This window comes from Lacihabitans sp. LS3-19 (genome assembly GCF_024343575.1).
Taxonomy (GTDB): domain Bacteria; phylum Bacteroidota; class Bacteroidia; order Cytophagales; family Spirosomataceae; genus Leadbetterella.
In genome coordinates this window covers 196,867-219,360 of record NZ_RJUA01000120.1, presented here as the reverse complement: position 1 = coordinate 219,360, position 22,494 = coordinate 196,867, and the positions used below count along the sequence as shown (strand labels likewise).

The 22,494-nt window shown below is 33.7% G+C and carries 16 protein-coding genes; 5 read left to right on the top strand and 11 right to left on the bottom strand.

Annotated elements, in window-relative coordinates:
• Positions 1 to 121 precede the first annotated feature (121 nt).
• The gene (guaA, locus tag EGI22_RS18550; protein ID WP_255069937.1) at positions 122 to 1,654 is read left to right on the top strand and encodes a glutamine-hydrolyzing GMP synthase; all 1,533 of its coding nucleotides are present in this window, start codon (positions 122 to 124) and stop codon (positions 1,652 to 1,654) included.
• A 64-nt stretch (positions 1,655 to 1,718) separates the two neighbouring features.
• Here guaA and EGI22_RS18545 read toward each other — a convergent pair whose 3' ends face one another.
• From EGI22_RS18545 to EGI22_RS18525, 5 genes are all read right to left on the bottom strand, one after another.
• Positions 1,719 to 2,894: a glycosyltransferase family 4 protein gene (locus tag EGI22_RS18545; protein WP_255069936.1), complete on the bottom strand. Its 1,176-nt coding sequence runs from the start codon at positions 2,892 to 2,894 to the stop codon at positions 1,719 to 1,721.
• A gap of 108 nt (positions 2,895 to 3,002) precedes the next feature.
• Entirely contained in the window at positions 3,003 to 3,551 is a 549-nt protein-coding gene (locus tag EGI22_RS18540) for a WcaF family extracellular polysaccharide biosynthesis acetyltransferase (protein ID WP_255069935.1), read from the bottom strand.
• On the bottom strand, positions 3,548 to 4,801 hold the full coding sequence (locus EGI22_RS18535; protein WP_255069934.1) for a prephenate dehydrogenase: 1,254 nt from the start codon (positions 4,799 to 4,801) through the stop codon (positions 3,548 to 3,550). Before EGI22_RS18535 ends, EGI22_RS18540 begins: the two co-directional genes overlap by 4 nt.
• A gap of 101 nt (positions 4,802 to 4,902) precedes the next feature.
• Positions 4,903 to 6,198 (bottom strand): amidohydrolase family protein, encoded by a 1,296-nt coding sequence (locus EGI22_RS18530; RefSeq protein ID WP_255069933.1) that lies wholly within the window; start codon positions 6,196 to 6,198, stop codon positions 4,903 to 4,905.
• A 5-nt stretch (positions 6,199 to 6,203) separates the two neighbouring features.
• Entirely contained in the window at positions 6,204 to 9,245 is a 3,042-nt protein-coding gene (locus tag EGI22_RS18525; protein ID WP_255069932.1) for an amidohydrolase family protein, read from the bottom strand.
• Between the two features lie 211 nt (positions 9,246 to 9,456).
• On the opposite strand from EGI22_RS18525, the gene EGI22_RS18520 reads away from it, so the two are divergent.
• Positions 9,457 to 10,359: a sugar phosphate nucleotidyltransferase gene (locus EGI22_RS18520; RefSeq protein WP_255069931.1), complete on the top strand. Its 903-nt coding sequence runs from the start codon at positions 9,457 to 9,459 to the stop codon at positions 10,357 to 10,359.
• Between the two features lie 13 nt (positions 10,360 to 10,372).
• Here EGI22_RS18520 and EGI22_RS18515 read toward each other — a convergent pair whose 3' ends face one another.
• Genes EGI22_RS18515 through lysA form a run of 3 tightly spaced genes read right to left on the bottom strand, consistent with a single transcriptional unit; the run spans position 10,373 to position 13,840 of the window.
• On the bottom strand, positions 10,373 to 11,392 hold the full coding sequence (locus tag EGI22_RS18515) for a Gfo/Idh/MocA family oxidoreductase (protein ID WP_255069930.1): 1,020 nt from the start codon (positions 11,390 to 11,392) through the stop codon (positions 10,373 to 10,375).
• 7 nt (positions 11,393 to 11,399) lie between these two features.
• The gene (locus EGI22_RS18510) at positions 11,400 to 12,602 is read right to left on the bottom strand and encodes an acyl-CoA dehydrogenase family protein (RefSeq protein ID WP_255069929.1); all 1,203 of its coding nucleotides are present in this window, start codon (positions 12,600 to 12,602) and stop codon (positions 11,400 to 11,402) included.
• A gap of 2 nt (positions 12,603 to 12,604) precedes the next feature.
• Positions 12,605 to 13,840 carry a diaminopimelate decarboxylase gene (gene lysA, locus EGI22_RS18505; protein WP_255069928.1) on the bottom strand — a complete coding sequence of 412 codons (1,236 nt, stop codon included), beginning with the start codon at positions 13,838 to 13,840 and terminating at the stop codon, positions 12,605 to 12,607.
• 158 nt (positions 13,841 to 13,998) lie between these two features.
• On the opposite strand from lysA, the gene EGI22_RS18500 reads away from it, so the two are divergent.
• Genes EGI22_RS18500 through ctlX form a run of 3 tightly spaced genes read left to right on the top strand, consistent with a single transcriptional unit; the run spans position 13,999 to position 17,741 of the window.
• Positions 13,999 to 15,333, top strand: a complete 1,335-nt coding sequence (locus EGI22_RS18500; RefSeq protein WP_255069927.1) for an alkaline phosphatase — start codon at positions 13,999 to 14,001, stop codon at positions 15,331 to 15,333.
• 11 nt (positions 15,334 to 15,344) lie between these two features.
• Positions 15,345 to 16,787: an arginine deiminase family protein gene (locus EGI22_RS18495; RefSeq protein ID WP_255069926.1), complete on the top strand. Its 1,443-nt coding sequence runs from the start codon at positions 15,345 to 15,347 to the stop codon at positions 16,785 to 16,787.
• Between the two features lie 30 nt (positions 16,788 to 16,817).
• Positions 16,818 to 17,741 carry a citrulline utilization hydrolase CtlX gene (gene ctlX / locus EGI22_RS18490; RefSeq protein ID WP_255069925.1) on the top strand — a complete coding sequence of 308 codons (924 nt, stop codon included), beginning with the start codon at positions 16,818 to 16,820 and terminating at the stop codon, positions 17,739 to 17,741.
• Positions 17,742 to 17,796: 55 nt separating this feature from the next.
• Here ctlX and EGI22_RS18485 read toward each other — a convergent pair whose 3' ends face one another.
• From EGI22_RS18485 to EGI22_RS18475, 3 genes are read right to left on the bottom strand one after another with little or no spacing between them, the layout of a single operon-like run.
• The gene (locus EGI22_RS18485; RefSeq protein WP_255069924.1) at positions 17,797 to 20,187 is read right to left on the bottom strand and encodes a TonB-dependent receptor; all 2,391 of its coding nucleotides are present in this window, start codon (positions 20,185 to 20,187) and stop codon (positions 17,797 to 17,799) included.
• A 13-nt stretch (positions 20,188 to 20,200) separates the two neighbouring features.
• The gene (locus EGI22_RS18480) at positions 20,201 to 21,355 is read right to left on the bottom strand and encodes a DUF4249 domain-containing protein (RefSeq protein WP_255069923.1); all 1,155 of its coding nucleotides are present in this window, start codon (positions 21,353 to 21,355) and stop codon (positions 20,201 to 20,203) included.
• Entirely contained in the window at positions 21,352 to 22,494 is a 1,143-nt protein-coding gene (locus EGI22_RS18475; RefSeq protein ID WP_255069922.1) for a DUF4249 domain-containing protein, read from the bottom strand. Before EGI22_RS18475 ends, EGI22_RS18480 begins: the two co-directional genes overlap by 4 nt.

The following is a 22,494-nucleotide window of genomic DNA, read 5'->3' as shown; positions in this document are numbered from 1 at the left end:
AAATTATATTTTTGAGAGGTCTATTACTTATATCTATCTTACAAAAGTAATGCATGCAGCTTAAAACTATAAACAATGTATCAAGGAGTTTGAATAATAAATATTTACTTTTAAAAATTTGATGAAGACACAAGAGATTTTAATAATTGATTTTGGTTCCCAATTTACACAGCTTATCGCAAGAAGAGTTAGAGAATTAAATGTTTACTGTGAAATCCATCCGTTTCATCATCTGCCAGAAATAACCGATAATATTAAAGGTGTTATTTTATCTGGTAGTCCATGCTCTGTGAGAGATGAGGATTCACCGAACGTTGATTTGAGCAATATCAAAGGAAAACTACCCTTGTTGGGCGTTTGTTACGGTGCTCAATTATTAGCAAATAATTATGGGGGAAACGTTGAAGCCTCCAATACAAGAGAATATGGCAGAGCATTTTTAGAGGACTTCGATGCATCAAGTGAGTTAATGAGCGGAATAGCTACCAACTCTCAAGTATGGATGTCACATGGAGATTCTATAACTGCTTTGCCCAAAAATGCTAAATTGATAGCTTCTACTAACGATGTCAAAAACGCAGGTTTTGTTTTTGAAAATGAAAAAACTTTTGGAATACAGTTTCACCCTGAAGTAACACATTCACAGGACGGAATTAAGCTAATTGAAAACTTTTTAGTAAATATTTGTGGCTGTGATCAAAGTTATACTCCTAACTCATTTGTTGAGACATCTGTTGCAGAATTAAAAGAGCAATTAGGTGATGATAAAGTAGTAATGGGTTTATCTGGTGGTGTAGATTCTTCAGTAGCAGCTTTACTGATTCATAAAGCCATCGGAAAGAATTTGTATTGTATTTTCGTTGATAATGGTTTACTTAGAAAAAATGAGTACGAACAAGTACTTGAATCTTATAAAGGCTTGGGTTTAAATGTTATCGGAGTAAATGCTCAAGATAGATTTTATGATGCATTAAAAGGATTAAGTGAGCCAGAAGCCAAAAGAAAAGCTATTGGGAAAACATTTATTGAGGTTTTTGATGACGAAGCACACAAAATTCAAGATGTTAAATGGCTTGGTCAAGGAACAATTTATCCAGATATTATCGAATCTGTTTCTGTAAAAGGGCCTTCAGTAACCATTAAATCCCATCATAATGTTGGTGGTTTGCCTGATTATATGAAACTTAAAATTGTAGAACCATTAAAGCTTTTATTCAAAGACGGGGTAAGGATGGTTGGTAAATCTATGGATATGCCAGCTAATATTTTAGGTAGACATCCTTTTCCAGGTCCAGGGTTGGGGATTAGAATACTTGGAGAAGTAACCAAAGAAAAAGTTGAGATTTTACAAAATGTAGATGATATTTTTATTAATGGTTTAAAAGAAAAAGGCCTATACGACAAGGTTTGGCAAGCTGGAGTTATGTTGTTGCCTGTACAAAGTGTTGGAGTGATGGGAGACGAAAGAACTTATGAAAGTGTAGTTGCTTTAAGAGCTGTAACGAGCGTAGATGGTATGACAGCAGACTGGGCACATTTACCTTATGATTTTTTAGGCGAAATAAGTAACAGTATAATTAACAAGGTCAAGGGAATAAATAGAGTGGTTTATGATATTAGTTCTAAACCACCAGCTACTATTGAATGGGAATAATAAAAAAAGCCAAACGAAAGTTTGGCTTTTTTTATGAATTATTTCTTTTAAGTTTCTAAAAAATTCAATTTGGGTTAATACTCCCTTCAAATTTAATTTTTGTTTTCTTAGTTATCTTACTGTCTAAATCTTTATTTGATATTTTTTGTTTATGATATTTTAAACGTCTTACCTCTAGATTTCTTGCTATCAACAGATAAGCAACAAAAAGAATCAACAAGAACAAGCTTAATTGCGTATTAGTATAAAACTTACGTAATATATACGTAATTGCAGTTAATGAGATAGTTGCGAAATACAATATAAATGAGGTTGCAATATGTGATAGACCATTATCCACCATCAAGTGATGTAAATGTAATCTATCGGCTTTAAATGGAGATTTTCCTTTGAGTATTCTTAAACCGAAAACTCTTAAAGTATCAAAAATTGGAACACAAAGAAGAATAATTGCTATAACAGGAGCGTTTTTATAAACTGTGTCTGGATTTGTGTTGTGAACATTATGGTCAACAAACTTTATTGCCAAAACAGAAATTATAAACCCAACAATTAGAGATCCAGTATCTCCCATAAAAATTTTGTTGTTTGGAGAGAAATTGTATCTTAAAAATCCTAATAAAGATGCAGCTAAAGAAAAACCTAAGCATGCCATTGACCATTCGTCATTTAAAGCAAACCAAAGAGCAAAACCTGCAGATGCGATCATTCCAATACCTCCTGAAAGACCATCTACTCCATCAATTAAGTTAAATGAATTAATTAATGCTACTATTAGAAAAATTGTAAAAAAGATACTTACTAAATAATGAAGTTCATATACACCGAAAATTCCAAAAAAACTTGTAATTCGAAGGTCGCTTCCAACTACTACAATTATAGCAACTAAAACTTGAGATCCTAACTTTTTCAGTGCATCTAAAGCAAAAAGATCATCTTTGATTCCTAAAAAAAATAAAATAACTAATCCTGCAAATACCTTGTGAAGTAAAAAACCTTCATCATTAAAATTCCACAACATGTAACCAATTAATGTACTTGCAAAAATTGCAACTCCTCCGAAAGTAGGAGTTGGTGTTTCATGGGAGCTTCTTTTAATTGGGTCTACCATAAGTCCTTTTAAATTGCAGATATTAATTATTACGGGAATAGACCTCCAAGTAATAAGAAAAGACAAAATCATTGAGATTGAGACTTGGTAACTCTTTTCAAAAAAAAGGTTTTCGAATATAAAATTCATTTTTTAAATATTTTCTTTTACAGAAAGTACCAAATATAAGAATAAAACATTTTTTAGTCCAAAAAATAAAGGAATATTGCTCCAAATTCTTATTTAAAGGAAAATTAATTAAAGTATTTCTCGATTTCTGACAAATATGGCCGGATTTCCTTGATAAATTTTATATTCATCCAAATCCTTAGTTGCAACTGAACCAACTGTCAAAATCGCATGTGATTTAACCTTTACTCCTGGACAAACTACAGACTTTGCTCCTATCCAAGCTCCTTTTTCAAGGATTATTTTGCCAGGCATTAAATCAAACAATTCTGATTTATAATTGTGATTTCCAGTTAATAAAAGTGCATTTTGCGATATACAAACATTTTCATGAAGTACAACTTCCACAAAATTATCAATCCATACTTTTTCCCCTATCCAAACATTATCTTTTATTTTTAAAAACCATGGATATTTTATGTTCACACTTGGCTTTATGGTTACATTATGACCAACTTCTGCTCCGAAAAGTCTCAGAATAAATATTTTTATTTTGATCGGAACGGGTAAGTTGCTGTTAATAAATATACTACTAATAACGTGCCAAGTGAATCTTTTAAAAATACTACCTGGTTTGTACCAAGAATTGTCGAATTTTTTAAGGTTAACTTCTTTCATTGATTTATCCTTGAAATAAGTTCGTTACTTTTTTTTCTACCTTCTTCTAATCTTAGAGCTAAGAATTTCGCTGTAGCCTCAAAATGCTGTTGATAGGCCTTTTTATCTCCTAATTCTAAAATATTTGTCCATTCATGAACCGCTGTATGGAAAGCTAAATCATCAATCAAAGCAGATTTATCAAATACAGCAGTTTCAATAGTTTCATTTAAAAGGTCGTCATTTAAAAACAAATATTCCGCCAAGCCAACTCTTAGTTTGAATGGAGGCGTTTGACAAACCAAGTTTTTGTAAGGATTTATCCCTAAATCAGCCCAAGTACAAACCATACTTACTAAACTCAGGTGAGAGTTTGGCTTGTGGTCGTCGCCAGGGTTTAAGGTGTATTCTCGCATGATGTCATCGTTGAGCATCATTTTTTTATTATGATCTTTAAAAACTTGATCTCGGGCTTTTAAGATTTTTGACCTGAATTTTTCCTTGTTTTCAGTTATCATCATTCCAAAAAGCTCATTTTCGATAGTTGCAAATTTTCTGACGTCTTTGATAGCGTAGGGATTATGAAAAGCCAAACCAGAATAAACATGAGATTTATATGAAAAAATCCTTAGCGTAAGCAAAATCTTTATATTATCAATTCCGTGTATTTGATTTTTGTTTTCCCATGGGAATGATTTCCTGTGCATAAAAGCAGTGCCAATACTTTCAAATCCTACGTGTGTAATCACTTGAATATCAGCCATCATTTTGTCGTGGGCATGGAAATCATCTAAAACTTCAACTTTTGACCCCAATTTATCGAATAAATCAAATGCAGTCTGAAATGCAGAAAGGCTAGCTCTGTGATTAAAAAGAGCAATTGTTTGACCTTTTGGGTTTATTGCAGGACCAAAAAGTGCATGAGACCCAACTATCTGAGAATCAGCCGGAAGGTGTTTTTCAAAAGCAGCCATTTCTGGCGTTTTTACGGACGTTTGCCCTGTAACGATTGCTCCATATTTAGTTGATGGACCTGCATATTTTACTACTTCTTCAATATTTTCGGCTTCAACACAATACATGATGAAATCACAAATGCGTGAAACTGAAACTGCGTCTTTCAGAATTTGAATATTTGTATCGGAAAGTTCATTTTGAAGAGATTCAAATTTAGAAGAAACATCACAACCATATACTTCTAAAGATAAGGAATCCCAGATTTTGGCAAACAACTTGCCCATGTCACCCAAGCCAATAATCCCTATTTTCATTAGTTTTAGAAGATTTTTTACAAATTTAGGACAAAACAATGGTTATAAAAAAAGGTTTGACGTAAATAGCCAAACCTAATTTTTCAAAATCCGAACCGAAATTATTTGATTCCGTATTTATCATTATATTTTTCAGCTAATCTTTTTTGTTTGTCATCAAGATTAACTTCTGCTCCTCTGATAAAAGCATTGGTAACTTTTGAAGTTCGCATATCTAATATATCGCCTTCTGAAACTATATATGAGGCTTGTTTCCCAACTTCTAAAGATCCTACAAAATTATCAATGCCTAGTATTTTGGCATTATTTAGTGTTATCATTGATAAGGCTTGTGCCTTCGTCAAACCATGCCCAACAGCATTTCCTGCCACAAAAGGCAAGTTTCTTGTTCTCCAATAAGAGTCATTGTATTGCATACCTACCAAAAGTCCTTTTGCAAATAACTTTGCTGGAAGTTTGTATGCTTCCCAAACTTCAGAATCACCACGTGAAGGTAATCTATGAGTTGAAGGAATAATAATTGGTACATTGTTTTCTTTAAGAGCAGAAATGGCTAAATCTGAACTAACTTCCCCGACAATAACTGGGAATTTAATCGCATGTTCTTTGCAAAATGCTATTGCATCAATTATTTCTTTGTCACTCCCTGCTTGTATATATAGTCTATCCACTCCATTTAAAACACCATTTAAAGCTGTTAGTTTTAAGTTGTCGTATTTTTTGTCGTCTTGGGACAATGCTAAAGCTTGATTAAAAAAAGTGTGAAGTTCGTCAACTGTTTTATTATAGTTCTCGTTCTTTTTACTTTCCCTCTCAAAAGTGGTTCTATTAAATGAGTTAGTAACCTTTGAAGGCCAATTTAACCAAACACCATCATCTGCTTTTAAAACTGCATCTTCCCAGTTCCAACCATCAAGGTACATTACTGAAGAACGGCCTGGAATTAAACCACCTTCAGGAGTAGCCTGCGTTAATAAAATACCATTACTTCTTACAGTAGGAATTACCTCAGAGTCTGTATTATAAGCTATCAAAGCTCTAACATTAGAATTTATTTCACCTATTTCATTAAAATCTGAGGTTGTCCTAACTGCTTGTATTTCGGTAAGGCCCAAAGAGTTCGCAGGTGATATTATTCCCGGGTAAATTTGTTTTCCAGCAAATGATACTTTTTTTGCATTTGGGTATTTTGAAGAAAGATCTCCATCGCCGATTGCTAAAATTTTTCCTTTTTCAATAACTAAAGAGCCATTATTGTATTCAACTCCATTGCCTACAAAAATATGTGCACCTGTGTAAATAATCGTTTCTCCAGATGATTTTCCAACTGTAGGGTTCTGGGCAAAACCGAGAAAGGTACTAACAATTAAATATATTAATATCGATATTTTTTTCATTTTCATTATTTGTTTAGATTTTCAAGAAACTGATCAAGTTGTTCAACTGAAACACCGTCATATTCAAGTATAGCATCGCAGTGGATATTATCTCTTCTTGGTCTTGCGGTAGGTTTTACTGTTGGGGTGCCTTTACTTTTTTCAGCTAATAGTTTCTGAATGATTCTGTTTTTTTCTATTTCAAGGTCTTCTATTTTGGCAGCTTCTTTATCTAAATCAAAATAAATAGTACCATCGATAATTGTTTTTTCTGGTTTAGCATAAACCGAAAGTGGATTATCTGTCCAAAGCACTAAATCAGCATCTTTTCCTTTTTTGATAGATCCTAATCTTTCATCCAAATGCAACATTTTAGCGGGATTAAGCGTAACTGTTTTCCATGCTTCAGCCTCGCTAAGTCCACCATAAAGCATTGTTTTTGCAGCTTCTTGGTTCAATCTTCTGGCCATTTCGGCGTCATCTGAGTTTATCGCTGTATTTACACCAACTTTAGTCATAATGGCTGCATTGTAAGGAATTGCTTCTTTTACTTCCATTTTGTATGCCCACCAGTCAGAGAATGTAGAACCATTGATGTTTCTGGCTTTCATTTTGTCAGCCACTTTATAACCCTCTAAGATATGCGTAAAAGTATTAATTTTGAAACCCAAAGAATCGGCAAGTTTCATCAACATGTTAATTTCAGATTGTACATAAGAGTGACAGGTAATATTTCTCTTACCATCCAAAATCTCTACTAATGCAACTAATTCAAGGTCTGTTCTAGGAGCTGTTAATCCTGTTTTTACTTTTGCTCCATTATAAGTCGCCCATTCTTTTTTGTAAGCAATAGCTCTGGTAAATGCATCAGTAAATACTTGCTCTACTCCCATTCTTGTACTAGGGTATCTGTTTGGCACCTGAGGCGAATTTCCTCTTTTTACGTTTTCACCCAAAGCAAATTTTATAAATTTCGGAGAATTTGGGATGATTAATTTATCCGCACTTTCACCCCATTTAAGCTTAATTATAGCAGATTGACCTCCGATACAGTCTGCCGAGCCGTGCAAAAGTTGAGAGGTAGTAACACCTCCAGCCAATTGACGGTAAATATTTATATCTTCCGAGTTTACAACGTCTTCTTGTCTTACTTCTGACGAAACAGATTCAACTTCATTTATAGAGAACAATGCGATATGGCTGTGTTCGTCAATGATTCCGTTTGTTAAGTGTTTGTTTGTACCATCAATTACTTTTAGTCCTGCAGAAGCTAAGTTTTTACCAATGGCATCAATTTTTCCGTTTTTTATTATGACGTCGCCTTGGATATTTCCATCTGCTTCATTGGTCCAAATCGTGGCATTTTTGATAATAAAATCTTCCTTAGAAGGTTTTTCTTTATTTCCAAATGCAGTAAAAGGATAAATAATTTCCCCTAATTTTTCCTCAGACGATTTTTTTGTCGAATCTGCTTTTTTGTCTTCGGTTTTCGAGTCTTCGTTAAGTGTTGCATTCCAAACAAAAGATTTGCCATCTGCGTCTTTCCCATCACCGTTTATTTTTTTGTCTGTTATATAACCTGATAACCTAACAAGACCAGCATTTCCCTTTTTATAATTGATAGTTAAAAAATTTCTGTCTCTGGTCGTTGTAGCCTTAACTTTAGTAGAATCATTTTCAAACAACTCTATAGAAGGTTTTTCGTTCTCGCCAGTTATTTCCAATTTTGAAAATCCTGAAAGATCAGTAGAATAGGTTCCTTTAACTGATGAAAGGCTTAAGTCGTTTATTACGAATTTATTGCCTTGTATCCAGTTTTCTAGAATTTTGGCCTTTGGGTCAAATATTTCCTCATTACTTATCAATAAATTTGCAATCATTCCATTTTTAATACTTCCAACCAAATTATCTATTTTTAGGGCTTTTGCAGGGCTTGAAGTCAAAGCGTCAAGAGCAGTATTTTTGTCTAATCGCAATTTTATCGCCTTTTGTATATTTCCAAAAAACTGAGACTTATCTACTAAATCAGATGGTGAAATAGAGAAACTTATATTATTCTTTGCAAGAACCGCTAAGTTTGAAGGAGCCATTTCCCAGTTTTTCAAGTCTGTTAAAGAAACGATTTCTGCATCAAGAGGATCTTCTACATCAAGGGCTTTAGGAAAACTTATAGGAGCTATTATATGTGTGTTCAGCTCTTTTATTTCACTAATTCTTTTGTAGTCATCGCCACCAGATTTAAGAATATATTTTATTCCAAATTCTTTTCCAATCTTATCAGCTCTTTGAGCGTCTAAAAAGCTTTTACCATGAAATACTGCTGGCAATGCCATGTTTTGAGCTAAGGCTTCTAAAGATAAATTTCTTTCTGAGCCAATTCCACCGTTTGTATACCATTTAGCGTCATAATATGCTTGACGTAAAAGGGCAACAGAACCCATTAAAGAAACTGGGTAAGATTGTATACTTGAACCCTTATCAAATGAAAAATGAGAAGAAACATTAGATTTTAATAAAACTTCATTTTCAGTTGTATTATTTAACGAAACTAAAGCTGAATTCCCTCTTGCTATTCCATCTTTTTGGTGAGTTACTGTTGCTCCGAAGCCAATTTTTCTTAATTCCGCCGCAGATTTATCATCCACTTTGAAAATCTCATCTGCTTTTACTTCAGGTTTAATGGCTTGATTCCATGCAAAAGCTCCTTCTTTTCCTGACTTAAATTCCATATTGTAATATCCGCCACCAGGTTTTCTTTTGATTTCGGGCATACCATAATCAGAATAAATATCTACAAATCCAGGATAAATATGTTTGCCTGACATATCCATAACTTGGGTTGTTTTAGGGTAATCGAAGTTTTTACCAACTTTTTCGATTTTATCGCCTTTTATTAAAACCCAACCTTCATTTATGGTTGTTTTTCCATCCACATGAACGGTAGCATTTTTAAATAGGTAATAATCAGGCCTTTTGTCTTTTACTCCATTTTCATGAAAAGTTTCTTGCGAAAAAGCAGAAAACTTGCAAATGATAAAGAGAATAAGTAAGGATAGGTTTTTTCTCATAATATATTAGTATTGTTGAAAATATTTAATCTTTAAAAGTATAAAAAAGTGTAGAAATAAAAAAAAGCTTAAGAACAGAATATTAAATATATAGATGTAAGTTAAGTATTTGAGGATTTAATGCAATTTTGGGTAAAAATGAGCAATAAATTGTTTTTCTACTGTTAAAAAAGACCTATAAAATCCGTACTTTTGCCAAAATTTTAAATTTATGAAACCTACGCTTTTGATTTTAGCAGCCGGTATGGGCAGCAGATATGGAGGAATTAAGCAAATTGATGCTTTTGGTCCAAATGATGAGACAATTATTGATTATTCTTTGTTTGATGCAATTAGAGCTGGATTTGGCAAAATAGTTTTTATTATTCGAGAGGAATTAAAAGAGGATTTTGTTAGACTTTTTGGGCCAAAATTGGATGGTAAAATTGAGTATGATTTTGCAATTCAAGGTTTTCAAAGTTATGTTCCTGCCGAATTATCTAATGTAAAAAGAGAAAAACCTTGGGGAACTGGACACGCTGTACTTTGTGCTTGGGAACAAACCTCGGCTCCTTTTGCTGTAATAAATGCGGATGACTTTTATGGATATGATGCTTTTAAAACAATGGCAGATTTTTTAAGCACAAATACTAACGAAAATGTGCATTCAATGATTGGTTATCAGATTAAAAATACGCTTTCTGAAAATGGAACAGTTTCGCGTGGTGTATGTGTAACTAATGAAGAAGGTTTTCTGATAAATGTAACTGAGAGAACAAAAATAGTAAGGCAAGAAAATGGAAAAATAGTTTTCTTAGATGAAGGCGAACCAGTAGTTTTAGGTGAAAATACACCTGTTTCTATGAATTTTTGGGGTTTTATGCCTTCTGTTTTCCCAATTATAAAAGAACTTTTTGAAGTCTATGCTAAAGAGAATTTTGATGCTCCTAAAGCTGAGTTTTATATTCCAAAGGTTATGAGTTATTTGATAGAAAATAATAAAGGCAATTGCAAGGTTTTTGAAAGTTCATCTGATTGGTTTGGGGTTACTTACCCTGAAGATAAGGAGATGGTTATGGGAGCTTTGAATAAGCTGATAGAACAAGGGAAATATCCTGAGAAATTATGGAATTGAAAAGAAGCCGAGATTAATTCTCGGCTTTTTTTTTTTTTATAGTATCTATTATCGTTATTTGTTCTATTATTTGGGATGGTTTTATAATAGATTCCGCATTTTGGAGAATCACATCTGCAATATTATCAAATAATAAATTCCAGTTTCCGCCAAACGTTTCTATTTTTCCCTTTAGCTCTAAACCTTTTATAGACGTTTTAATCGTGCCGTCCATCTCTTTCGGTTCAAAACCAAATCCTGCTTGGTTTGGCCATAAACCTGCCACCAAATGGTCTTCTTGAATATCAATCCCGTATTTGGTGAAACTACCCAAGGTGCCATGTACGATATATTTTGGGCCTTGATCTTTCACCATTAAACTTGATTTTAGTGAAACTTTTAATTTTCCATAATCTAGTTTCAAATCAAATGCATCGTCAATTTCAGAATGGGCTCTTTGGGTAAAAACCTCTCCAGATATTTTTTCAGGATTACCGAACAAATAAATAGATTGGTCGATAAGATGAGAACCTAAATCATATAAAATCCCATTGGCTGGAGCTATTCTTTCTTTCCATTTTTTAGCATTCAAAACTGGCTTGAATCTATCGAAATGTGCTTCGTAGGCTAATATTTCTCCTAAAACACCAGATTCTATTACACTTTTTACGGTCATAAAATCCGAATCAAATCTACGGTTTTGGAAAACAAAAATTCTAAGGTTCATGGCTTCTGCCAATCTGAAAAGTTCTTCGGCTTCGTGTTTATGAGCTGTAATGGGCTTTTCTATCAATATGTTTTTTCGAGCTGAAAGGCATTTTTTTGCATATTCGTAGTGGGTGTCACTGGGAGAGCAAATAGAAATTAAATTCAAGGATTCATCTTCCAATAATTCCTCATAAGAATCGGCCCGCGAAGTATTTGGAAATAAATTCTGCGGTATTTGTTGAGAGGTTACAATCTTTTTTAAGTTAAAATTTTGATTGGTTTGAAAAAAAGGAGCTTGCAAGTATCTTCCAGATAATCCAAAACCTATAAGACCTACATTTATCATATTAATATTATTTAAAAGATTGAATACCCGTTATTTCGTTTCCTAAAATCAATAAGTGAATATCATGAGTGCCTTCATAAGTCACTACCGATTCCAGATTCATCATGTGCCGCATTACTGAGAATTCACCTGTGATTCCATTTCCACCCAAAATTTGGCGTGCCTCTCTCGCTATTTCTAGAGCAATCTGTACATTGTTTCTTTTGGCCATTGAAATTTGGGATGTTGTTGCCGTGCCATTGTTTTTGTTGACTCCTAATTTCCAAACCAAAAGCTGAGCTTTCGTGATTTCGGTCAACATCTCGGCCAATTTCTTTTGAATTAATTGAAAGGAGGCAATTGGTTTTCCGAATTGGATTCTTTCCGCTGAGTATTTTCTGGCTGTTTCATAGCAATCCATAGCGGAACCTAAAGCTCCCCAAGCTATACCGAAACGGGCGTTATCCAAACATGATAAAGGTGCTCTTAAGCCATCTGCGTCAGGCAAAATGTTACTTTTCGGTACTCTAACATCATTAAAAACTAACTCACCCGTGGCACTTGCCCTCAATGACCATTTGTTGTGTATTTCGGGAGCAGTAAAACCAACCATTCCTTTTTCTACTATTAATCCTTTGATTCTTCCAGCTTCATTTTTTGCCCATACCACTGCCAAATCAGCAAAGGGAGCATTGGAAATCCACATTTTTGCTCCGTTTAATATCACATGATCGCCGTCTTCTTTGAAGTTGGTGACCATACCGCTTGGATTAGAACCATGGTCAGGTTCTGTTAAACCAAAACATCCCAGCCATTCTCCAGAGGCTAATTTTGGTAAATATTTCATTTTTTGTTCTTCCGATCCATATTTGAAAATGGGAAACATCACCAAAGAACCTTGAACAGATGCCGTGGAGCGAATGCCCGAGTCACAACGTTCTAATTCTTGCATCATCAATCCATACGAAATATAATCAGCTCCCATCCCACCGTAAGCTTCTGGTACTGTTGGGCCAAAAACGCCCATTTCGCCCATTTCTTTTACCAAATAATAAGGAAATTTGGCCTTTTGAGCGGCATCTTCAATTATTGGAGAAATCTTTTTCTTCACAAAATCTCTTACTGAATTTCGAATCAATTTTTGATCTTCAGTAAGAAGTTCATCTATATTGTAAAAGTCAGGCGACTCAAATTCGTCTTTTTTGCTCGATTTTATGAATTGATTTTCCATAATTATAATTCAACTAATATTTGATTGGCTAAAATATCAACTAAAGTCTCTCTTTTTCTGATTAAATGCACTTTATTTTTATAAATTAGAATTTCTGCAGGTTTAAATCTTCCGTTATAATTAGATGCCATAGTAAATCCATAAGCTCCGGCATTTTTTATACAAATAATATCTCCTTCATCGGTTTTGGCTAATTCTCTATTTTTTGCGATATCGTCTGTTTCACAGATATATCCTACTACGTCATAAACTTCGTTTACTGCAGCATTTGGTTTTGAAACATTCACAACATCGTGAAATGCATCATACATCATCGGCCTTATGAGGTGATTTAAACCTGTATTAAGTCCCAAAAGTGTTTTTGTAGGGTTTTCTTTAACAACATTTACATTTCCGAAAAGAAAACCACTCTCACTTACCAAAAACTTGCCTGGCTCAAACCAAAGCTCTAGTTCTCTTCCATATTTTTTACAAAAATCTTGAAAACTTGCACTTATTTTTTCGCCTAAATCCACCATGTCTGTAACGCTATCACCGTCTTTGTAGGCAACTTTAAAACCACCCCCAAAATCGATGTATTTTAAGTCTGGGAAACTCATAGCAAAGTCAAAAATCACTCTGGCTACTTCCACAAAAGTCTTTCCATCTTTGATATCAGAACCCGTGTGCTGGTGAATTCCAACTATATTTAGATTATATTTTTTAGCTATTTCAAGAATTTGCTCTTTATACTCTATCGCTATTCCGAATTTAGATTCTTTGTGGCCTGTACTAATTTTCAGGTTTCCACCACCTTCTACGTTTGGTCTTATCCTGATCAAAACTGGAACAGAATTGCCATATTTTTCTCCAAATTTTATCAAAGTTGGGAGATTATCAATATTGGCAAGGACGTCGTTGTTTATACTTACTTCTATCTCATCAAAAGATACTCCGCTCGATGTATAGGTGATTTGACTAGGATTAAAACCTGCTTTCAAAGCTACTGCCATTTCTTGAGGCGAAACCACGTCAATATCTACACCTAAAGTATGCATTAATTTAAGTATAGAAATGTTGGTATTGGCTTTGCAGGCATATTTTATTTTCATTTTTACACCCTTAAAGGCATCTTTCAAAGCATTGGCTTTTTCTTCTATTTTGTCGCCATCATATACATACAATGGCGTGCCGAATTCTTCACATAAAGCTAAAACACTTTGATTTTGAATAACAAATTGCCCGTTTTCTACTGTCATTAAAATATTTTTTTTCGCAAAAATACGCTTTTAGCCTTGAAATATTGAAGGATTTGAGAACATAATTTAAGGCTTTTTATTAAATTACTGAATCTTAATTTTAGTTTTTTACAAATTCAAAAAGAAACCCTTAAATTGCATTAAACAAATTACATTTCATGAAAAAACAAACCTATCTGTTATTTATTCTTTTTACTTTTTTTCATATCACTTCACAAGCTCAAATCAAATCTGGGCCAATGCTGGGATATTCAGACATGCGTGAAGTTCTATTATGGGTACAAACCGATAAAGCTGATTTTGTGAAATTTTCATACTGGGATAAAGAAGCTCCAGCTAAGAAATACTTTACAGAGGAAATCCAAACAAAAAAAGACAATGCTTTTGTAGCAAAATTAATCGCAGATGAAGTTTTGCCTGGCAAAAAGTATGGTTATGAAGTTTGGATTAATAAGAAACCTATAAAAGCCGCAAATCTTCAGGAGTTTCAAACACAAACTCTTTGGCAATATAGAACAGATCCGCCGAATTTTAAATTTGCGGTAGGAAGTTGCACTTATACCAACGAAGAAAGATTTGATAGGCCTGGAAACCCATATGGTAAAAGTCCGGATATTTTTACAAAAATATATGAGCAAAAACCCAATTTTATGGTTTGGGGCGGTGATAATATCTATTTGAGAGAGCCAGATTGGAATACCAAAACTGGTATAAATCATAGATACACAGATTACAAAAGCTTAAAACAACTTCAACCATTGTGGGCCAATGTTCATCATTATGCTATTTGGGATGACCATGATTTTGGTGATAATGACGCAGATAGGAGTTTTTGGAACAAAAGAATGACTTTGGAGGCTTTTAAGAATTTCTGGGGTAATCCAAACTATATTTTTGAAAACGAGGGAATTACGGGAACATTTATGTGGGAGGATGTTCAATTTTTCTTGATGGATAATCGGTACTTTAGAGCTCCAAATAGCCTAATTGATTCAACGAAAGATTATTATGGAGAGAAACAATTGAATTGGTTGATTGATGCTCTGAGTACTTCGCAGGCTCCATTTAAGTTTGTAGTCACTGGCGGACAAGTAGTAAATCAGGCTGGTGTTTTTGAAAATATGTCAACATATCCTGTTGAAAGAAGAAAATTATTGGATAGAATAGAAGCCAATAAAATATCAGGTGTAATTTTTATCTCAGGTGACAGGCACCATACCAATCTTCAAAAATTAGAGCGGCCAAATAATTATACTTTGTATGATTTAACTATTTCTCCTCTAACATCTAGTGCAGGCAAACCTTTAGATCAAGAATACAAGGCTAAAACAATAATAGATGGTACGGAGTTGAATAACTCTCAAGCCTTTGGTATTATGGAAATTACAGGAAAAAGAACAGATAGAGTTCTTAAAATTAATGTATTCGATGGAAAAGGAGAAAAAAAATGGGATTACACAATAAATGCCAAGGATCTCAAAGCTAAAAAATAATTGATAAATTTATGAAGAATTCAGTTTTTGTAGATTCAGAGATAAGCCAACTCAAACGGCTCATTATTCATAGTCCCGACAGTGGATTAGGGAAAGTGGTGCCTTCCAAAGCCCAGGATTGGTTGTTTGAGGACATCATCCATTTGGAAACTATGCGTAGAAAAGAGTATGATTACTATGTCAAATTGTTACTCTTTTTTTTAGATCCAGAAAAAATAAAAGGGAAAGCTGAAGAATCAAGTGCTAAAGGTAATCGAAACTTTTTTAAACCAAATGCCGAAGGATATTTCAACTCTGATAAAGTTATAGACTTTGAAAAATTGCTCGCAGAAGTATTAAGTATAGAATTGGTAAAAGTGCAATTGATAGCCGCTGTCAGTGCAATAGAAGAATGTTCTTATCTGGAAATGCAAAGTTTTTTGACTTTTGATGCAAAAGAATTATCAAAGGTTTTGATTACTGGAATAACAGATAAAGGCGAAATGTTTTTTCCTCCTATTCCTAATCTTATTTTCACGAGAGATATCGGAATTGTAGTAAATGACTATCTGATTTTAAACAAACCAGCCAAAGTTGCTCGTTCCAGAGAATCTCTTTTGGCTAAATACGTTTTTTTTAATCATCCATATTTCACCGATTTGAAATATAAAATCATTGAAATTGAGGAAGATGAGGAGCATTTTTTACTTCCTGAAGACCAAGGAAAACGGATAGATACGCTAGAAGGTGGAGATGTAATGATGGTTGCCCCAAATCATTTGCTGATTGGAATTAGTGAAAGAACAACTGTAGAAGCTGCTCGACAAGTTATTGATAAGTTATTTGAAAAAGACATTGTAAAAAAAGTAACTTTAATAAAAATTCCGGCCAAGCGTGATTACATGCACATTGACACCATTTTTACCCAAATTAAAAAGAATGTTTGGGTTTTGTTGGGTTCATTGGCACGTACCAAGGAAGTTGCTCAAAATGAAAAAGTTTGGGATGAATTAGGTCAAAGGTTTAAACATGAAGATATTGTAATAAAACAATTTTTTAAAGAAGCTGGAAATATTCAAAGCCGAGATTTCGATAATTTAGAAGAATTACTGAAATATGTTTCCGAAATTGATCTAAAATGTATGGAACCTGTTAATTTTATCTATTCTGGCAACAATATTTTTCCGTTTGGTGCCAGAGAACAATGGACGGATTCATGTAATCTGTTGGTTTTGAAAGAAGGTGTGGCTATCGGTTATGATAGAAATGATTATACTGGAGAAGCTTTTAAAGAGCATGGATTCAAACTCATACATGCCAAAGAATTGGTTTCGATGTTTGAAAAAGGTACCGCTAAGCCTGAGGAAATTGAAAATACGATAATTTTACTACCATCTTCAGAGCTTTCAAGGGCTAGAGGAGGATCGCATTGTATGAGTATGCCTTTGGAGAGGGTTTCGGTTATTAAGAAATAAATTTATAGGTTAGATTAAATTTTTAAAATTATGCAAGAGCAAATCACATCTAATGTATTGATGGTAAGACCAATAAGTTTTGCCTATAATGAGGAAACAGCTTTATCAAATAAATTTCAAAAGAAAATTGAAAATTCAGATGTCGATAATAATCAATCAGCTCAAATTGCTTTTGATGAATTTGTAGAGCAATTGAGACTTAGAGATATAAACGTCATGGTGATTCAGGATTATGCAGAGCCATTTACACCAGACAGTATATTTCCTAACAATTGGCTTTCAATGCATCATTCCGGTAAATTGATACTATATCCAATGGAAGCTCCCAACCGCCGAGCAGAAAGGAGGAATGATATTATAGAAAAGATAAAAACAGAATATACTGTAGAAGAATTGATAGACCTCTCCTATTTCGAAGACCAAAATAAATTTTTAGAAGGAACTGGAAGTTTGGTATTGGATAGAATAAATAGGATTGCATACGCGTGTTTGTCGTCTAGAACCAATATTGACGTTTTGCAGGAATGGGAAAGAATTATGAATTATGAAATGGTTCTTTTTAAGGCAGAAGATCAAGATGGTGTTGCAATTTATCATACAAACGTGCTCATGTGCATGGGAGATACTTTTGCTGTGGTTTGTTTGGATGCAATTTCAGATATAGATGAGCGACTCGCCTTAAAACAAAAAATAGAAAGCACTAATAAGGCTGTAATTGAAATTAGTTTCGAGCAAATGAATAATTTTGCGGGCAATATGTTGCTTCTGAAAAATAAGAAAAATAAGAAGTTTTTGGTAATGTCTGATAAAGCTTATGAATCTTTAAATGAAGCTCAAAAAGCTAACTTGTCTGATTATGCTGAAATAATACATCCAGAATTAGGTGTAATTGAGACTATTGGTGGTGGCTCAGCTCGTTGTATGATAGCTGAGATACATTTGGTAGCCAAATAACACCTTATTTTTATAAAAAAGATGCTGCCTTTTTGGGACAGCATCTTTTTTGATTTTATTGGAATTTAAAATTATAGGCAAGAGATAAAATTGGAGCACCAAATACTGTCAATTTATAAGCTTTGATGGCTGTTCCTTGATTTTTTAAGAATACTGAATATGCATTCTTTCTTCCATAAAGATTGTAAACCGTAAAATTCCAATTTCCTTTCCATCTTTTTGCTGGGTCCATACTTGGGTTGTAAATATTCCATGAGAAATCTAAACGGTGGTAATCAGGAATTCGGGCGTTGTTTCTAAGCGAATAAAAAGGATAGCTTCTGTCTTGAAACAATATATATCCTTGAGGCATAGTGAAAGGTCTACCAGTGCTATATGTAAAATTAAAGGAAAAATCGTGGTGTGTTCCTTGGTTTATGATTACAGTAGCATTAGCCGAATGCGGTCGGTCATAATTTGCTCTGTACCAATCTCCCTGGTTTATTTGTTGAGAAGTCGTTGGACCTTCATTCACTTTATTCAAACTCCTAGAGTAAGTATAATTTATCCAACCTGTCAACTCCCCTTTTTTCTTTGAAAGCATAAACTCAAAACCATAAGATTTGTTTTTACCTTGAAGTAACTGGCTTTCTGGATATTCTTGTAAAAGAAAATCTGCACCAGGTTTATAATCAACTATGTTTTTTGTTTGTCTCAAGTATGTTTCAAACGAATATTCGTATACATTATCTGGCAATTCTTGGAAAAAACCCATTGTATATAAGCTACTTACTTGTGGTTTTATGTAAATATCTGAAGTTTTCCACCGAGAGGTTGGTAATGGAGTGGTAGTGTTGGTAATAACTTGCAAATATTGTCTCATCAAATTATAGCCAAACTTTAATGATCTTCGCTCCGTTAATTGATAACGCATACCAACTCTTGGTTCAAATCCACCATAAGATTTTTGCACTTGGCCTTTATTTACATACGCCGTATCTAATAATGAAACCTCGTCTCTCGGCATACCAGCTTGGTAAATTCTGTATGAGCCTGGTCCCATGTTTAAAAAGTGGGAATATCTTAATCCTGCCGTAATCACAAATTTATCGCTTACTTCTATTTCATCTTGTACATAAGCACCTAATTCATAGGCGTTTTCGTGTTGTGTAAAAACTGGAGTAATGTTTTGATTTGTACCTGGGTCCAATTCCCCTGGGTTTATCAAATAGTTTATAGCATCTAATCCAACTTCTAATTTGTGTTTTCCTTTGAAATAATTCAGGTTGGTTTTTATCTGTTTATAGGTAATTCCTGACTTGATTTTCACCTTGTTATCAACGTTTAATTCAGGTAACAATGTGGTTGGGCTATAATCCGAGGATATTAATTTAGTTTGAAAGTTTAGGTTATTATTAATGGCATAAAACCAGTTCAAAGTATTGTTGATAGTTCTGTATTTGTATTGGGTATTTGTAGAATTTATTTCGTTTATCGTACCCAATATTTCCGTTTGAAAAAAATCATAACTTCCATAAGAACTTAGGGTAAGGGTATTTTTTGAATTTACTCTAAAAAAAATCTTTGACGAAGCATCACCGAATTTTGCTTTGATATTGTCAAGTTTTGGTGACACCAAAGGCAGTAAAAAATCATTGAAAGCTGCTCTTCCTGATAATGAAATTCCTAATCTATCTTTTATGATAGGAATATCCATTTTTAATCTATTCGAAACCATACTAATTCCACCAGACATTTTAAATTTATCCAATGAAGGGTTTGCTAAAGATACATCTAATACAGCAGCAGCTCTTCCTCCAAACCTTGTTGGAACATTTCCTTTGTATAAATCAAAGCTTGCAACGGCTTCAGAAGGGAAAGCCGAAAACAAACCAAACATATGAGTTGGGTTAAATATAGGGGCATCATCTAATAAAATCAGGTTTTGGTCGGTTGCTCCTCCCCTAATGTTAACCCCGTTTGCTGCTTCACCAACGCTAGTTACACCGGGTAACATTTGCAATCCTCTAAGTATATCCACTTCACCTAGTGCCGACGGAATCTTATTTAAAGTCTTAATACTGATGGAATTAACGCCAAGGATGGGTCTTTTTACATTGGTTTCTTGGTTTTTGCTACTTACGATTACCTCTTCGAGGTCGTTTGAAACCAAGAATAATTTGATATCAAGTTTTACATCATTTTTCTCATTTAATGTAATTCTCCAAGGTTTATAGCCAACAAATTTCACAACTATAATATTTTCTTTCTTTAGAGCAGTGATGTTAAATTTTCCTGCCTTATCAGTTATCGCATTTTGTTCGCCATAATTTAAATTTACATTGGCACCTACAAGTGGCTCATTGCTTAATGAGTCTGATACTTGCCCAGAAATTATGATGAATTTTTGGGCATTCACTTTTGTCGCAAAAAGCGATAATAATAAAAGTAGAAGTATGTTTTTCATATTTTTCATTTACTTATAAAGGCCAACCTTCTGGTTTTAAGGGGGTTCTCGTGTTTGTTTTTATACATGGGGCAAAAGGCGGTCTAGAGCCATCAGCATTTGCGGGTTCATAAACAGCAGCTCTTCCCATTAGATAAATCGGAACGGCATCTTTTGTGTCTGTTCTGTCTACCCAAATACTTTTAGTGACAGCTTCGCCTACCATAAAATACCCACCAACGGCTTCTGTACTATTTTTAATGTTTTTTAAGTTTCCAATCAAAGCCGCTGGTGGTGAATCAACCAGTGTACCGTTGTTTTGGCTTTGGTTACCTAATATTTTTAAATATTGAAAGGAACCCGCCGAAACATTTTGCTGCTTTATTTGCACTACAAAACCGTTGTTTTGGTAAAAAGGTATTTTAGCAACTAATCTATTTTTAATTTCCTTTCCTCCAGATAGTGCATCACTCATTACGTTAAGCTCTTCTGAATATAGTACTTCCCAACAGTTTCCATCACATCTGTAATCGTAGATTACACCATCTTCAGCAAGGGAACGGACAGTAGAGCATTTTCCTAATGGTGCTGGTGATGTTAGAAAAATACCTCCTTCGCAGGTTTTACAAACTGTTTGTTTTTCATAAAGTCTATAAGTCCACATGTAATTATCTCCAGGAGCTGCATCATCTTTTGTACTAACATATACCAAATGAGCTGGGACATAATTTTCCCCTTTTTTTATACCCTTTGGATCAAAAACTACAGTGTAATCAGTAATAGGAGGCGTTTTTTTCATGGTTTCATCACTTGATTCATAAATGTTGCCATCAGCTAATTCCACTCTCAGTTTATATTTATTCCCAACTTTTGCCTTAAAACCCAAAGGCAAATAGTAATACCCATTTGTATTTTCAACACAATTAACCACATTGAGTCCATTTTCTATAATTGTTACCTTAGCTTTTGTTTCAGGTAAATATCTTATGCTATTGCTGTTGTCTGTAGGAATGAACTTCTTTAAGTTAATAAATTGGTCTGTATTTGAATCGTCAATTGTTCCATCGACAATCAATATCGTTTCCGTAGTAATCACATTAAGTTCGAAAGGCTCTACGCAAGCAATGAAAAGACATAACACCAAGATGTAATAAATCTTAGTTTTTAAAACATTGAATATTATTTTCATTCTACCCATCCTAATGGTTTTTTATCAGTTCTATTTTGTGAAGCAATACATGGAGCTGCTGGTGGACTAATCGCTGAAGGTTCAGGAGTAATTGGTCGTCCATTAGTAAAACCAATAGCTTTGATGCCAGCAGACATCTCAGTCCTGTTAATTACAAATGTTTTTGAGGCTTTTGAGCTTACCATAAAAACACCTCCAATAGGTTCGGTAGAGTCATTGATATTTTTAACATTTCCAATTAAGCCAGCAGGAGGTGTATCTGCAAGGCTACCATTTCTTTGTGTTTGATTTATTAAAATATTAAAATATTCAAAAGCGGATTGTGAAATAGAATATTGCTGAACTTCAATTAGGGCATTTCTAAACTGGAAAAAAGGAATTTTAGCTATAAGCCTTCCCGTTATATTTTGACCATTTGCATATTTATCTGACATAACATTTACGTCTTCATTATAAAAAATATCCCAGCAATCTTTATTGCATAAGTAATCGTAGGTAGTTCCTCTTCGTTTTAAATTTGCATCATCAACACATTTGCCAAGAGGCAATGGATTTACATTAAATCTTCCACCTTCACAACTTTTACAATAGCCTTGTTTTTCAAACAATCTCCATTGCCATAAATAAAATTGCTTATCGGTATTAATGTCTTTTGTGTCTATATAAATTTCATGACCGTCAATATTTTTATCCTTGTAAATTATCCCATTAGGAGATAATACCGAATAGATTTTTTCGATCGGAGCAACCTTATTAGCAGTTTCGTTACTTGATTCGTAGGTTTTCCCATTTAGCTCAAATCTAAGTTTATATGGTACTCCAATCTTCCCTAAAAAACCTTCAGGTAGATAATATTTACCTCCTTCAGCATAAGTACAATCATAAACTTTGGTCTCATTTTCAATCACCTGAACTTTTGCCTTTTCTACACTAAAAAAATCAATGTTTTTATCAGAAGGAGTATTTCTTCTAATCCTAACAAATTGTTCAGTATCCAAATCGTTTATATCAGCCTCAATAAACAATATCTCTTTTTGGCTGCCGTAGTTAATTTCAAAAGGTTCTACGCACGCTAAAAACGTCCCTAAAACAAATAGGTAATAAATTTTCTTTTTAAGTATATTGAATATTCTATTCAT

Bases quoted from the DNA above. Each gene is read 5' to 3' on its own strand.
- guaA (WP_255069937.1), top strand. From the start codon at position 122: ATGAAGACACAAGAGATTTTAATAATTGATTTTGGTTCCCAATTTACA.
- EGI22_RS18545 (WP_255069936.1), bottom strand. From the start codon at position 2,894: ATGAATTTTATATTCGAAAACCTTTTTTTTGAAAAGAGTTACCAAGTC.
- EGI22_RS18540 (WP_255069935.1), bottom strand. From the start codon at position 3,551: ATGAAAGAAGTTAACCTTAAAAAATTCGACAATTCTTGGTACAAACCA.
- EGI22_RS18535 (WP_255069934.1), bottom strand. From the start codon at position 4,801: ATGAAAATAGGGATTATTGGCTTGGGTGACATGGGCAAGTTGTTTGCC.
- EGI22_RS18530 (WP_255069933.1), bottom strand. From the start codon at position 6,198: ATGAAAAAAATATCGATATTAATATATTTAATTGTTAGTACCTTTCTC.
- EGI22_RS18525 (WP_255069932.1), bottom strand. From the start codon at position 9,245: ATGAGAAAAAACCTATCCTTACTTATTCTCTTTATCATTTGCAAGTTT.
- EGI22_RS18520 (WP_255069931.1), top strand. From the start codon at position 9,457: ATGAAACCTACGCTTTTGATTTTAGCAGCCGGTATGGGCAGCAGATAT.
- EGI22_RS18515 (WP_255069930.1), bottom strand. From the start codon at position 11,392: ATGATAAATGTAGGTCTTATAGGTTTTGGATTATCTGGAAGATACTTG.
- EGI22_RS18510 (WP_255069929.1), bottom strand. From the start codon at position 12,602: ATGGAAAATCAATTCATAAAATCGAGCAAAAAAGACGAATTTGAGTCG.
- lysA (WP_255069928.1), bottom strand. From the start codon at position 13,840: ATGACAGTAGAAAACGGGCAATTTGTTATTCAAAATCAAAGTGTTTTA.
- EGI22_RS18500 (WP_255069927.1), top strand. From the start codon at position 13,999: ATGAAAAAACAAACCTATCTGTTATTTATTCTTTTTACTTTTTTTCAT.
- EGI22_RS18495 (WP_255069926.1), top strand. From the start codon at position 15,345: ATGAAGAATTCAGTTTTTGTAGATTCAGAGATAAGCCAACTCAAACGG.
- ctlX (WP_255069925.1), top strand. From the start codon at position 16,818: ATGCAAGAGCAAATCACATCTAATGTATTGATGGTAAGACCAATAAGT.
- EGI22_RS18485 (WP_255069924.1), bottom strand. From the start codon at position 20,187: ATGAAAAACATACTTCTACTTTTATTATTATCGCTTTTTGCGACAAAA.
- EGI22_RS18480 (WP_255069923.1), bottom strand. From the start codon at position 21,355: ATGAAAATAATATTCAATGTTTTAAAAACTAAGATTTATTACATCTTG.
- EGI22_RS18475 (WP_255069922.1), bottom strand. From the start codon at position 22,494: ATGAATAGAATATTCAATATACTTAAAAAGAAAATTTATTACCTATTT.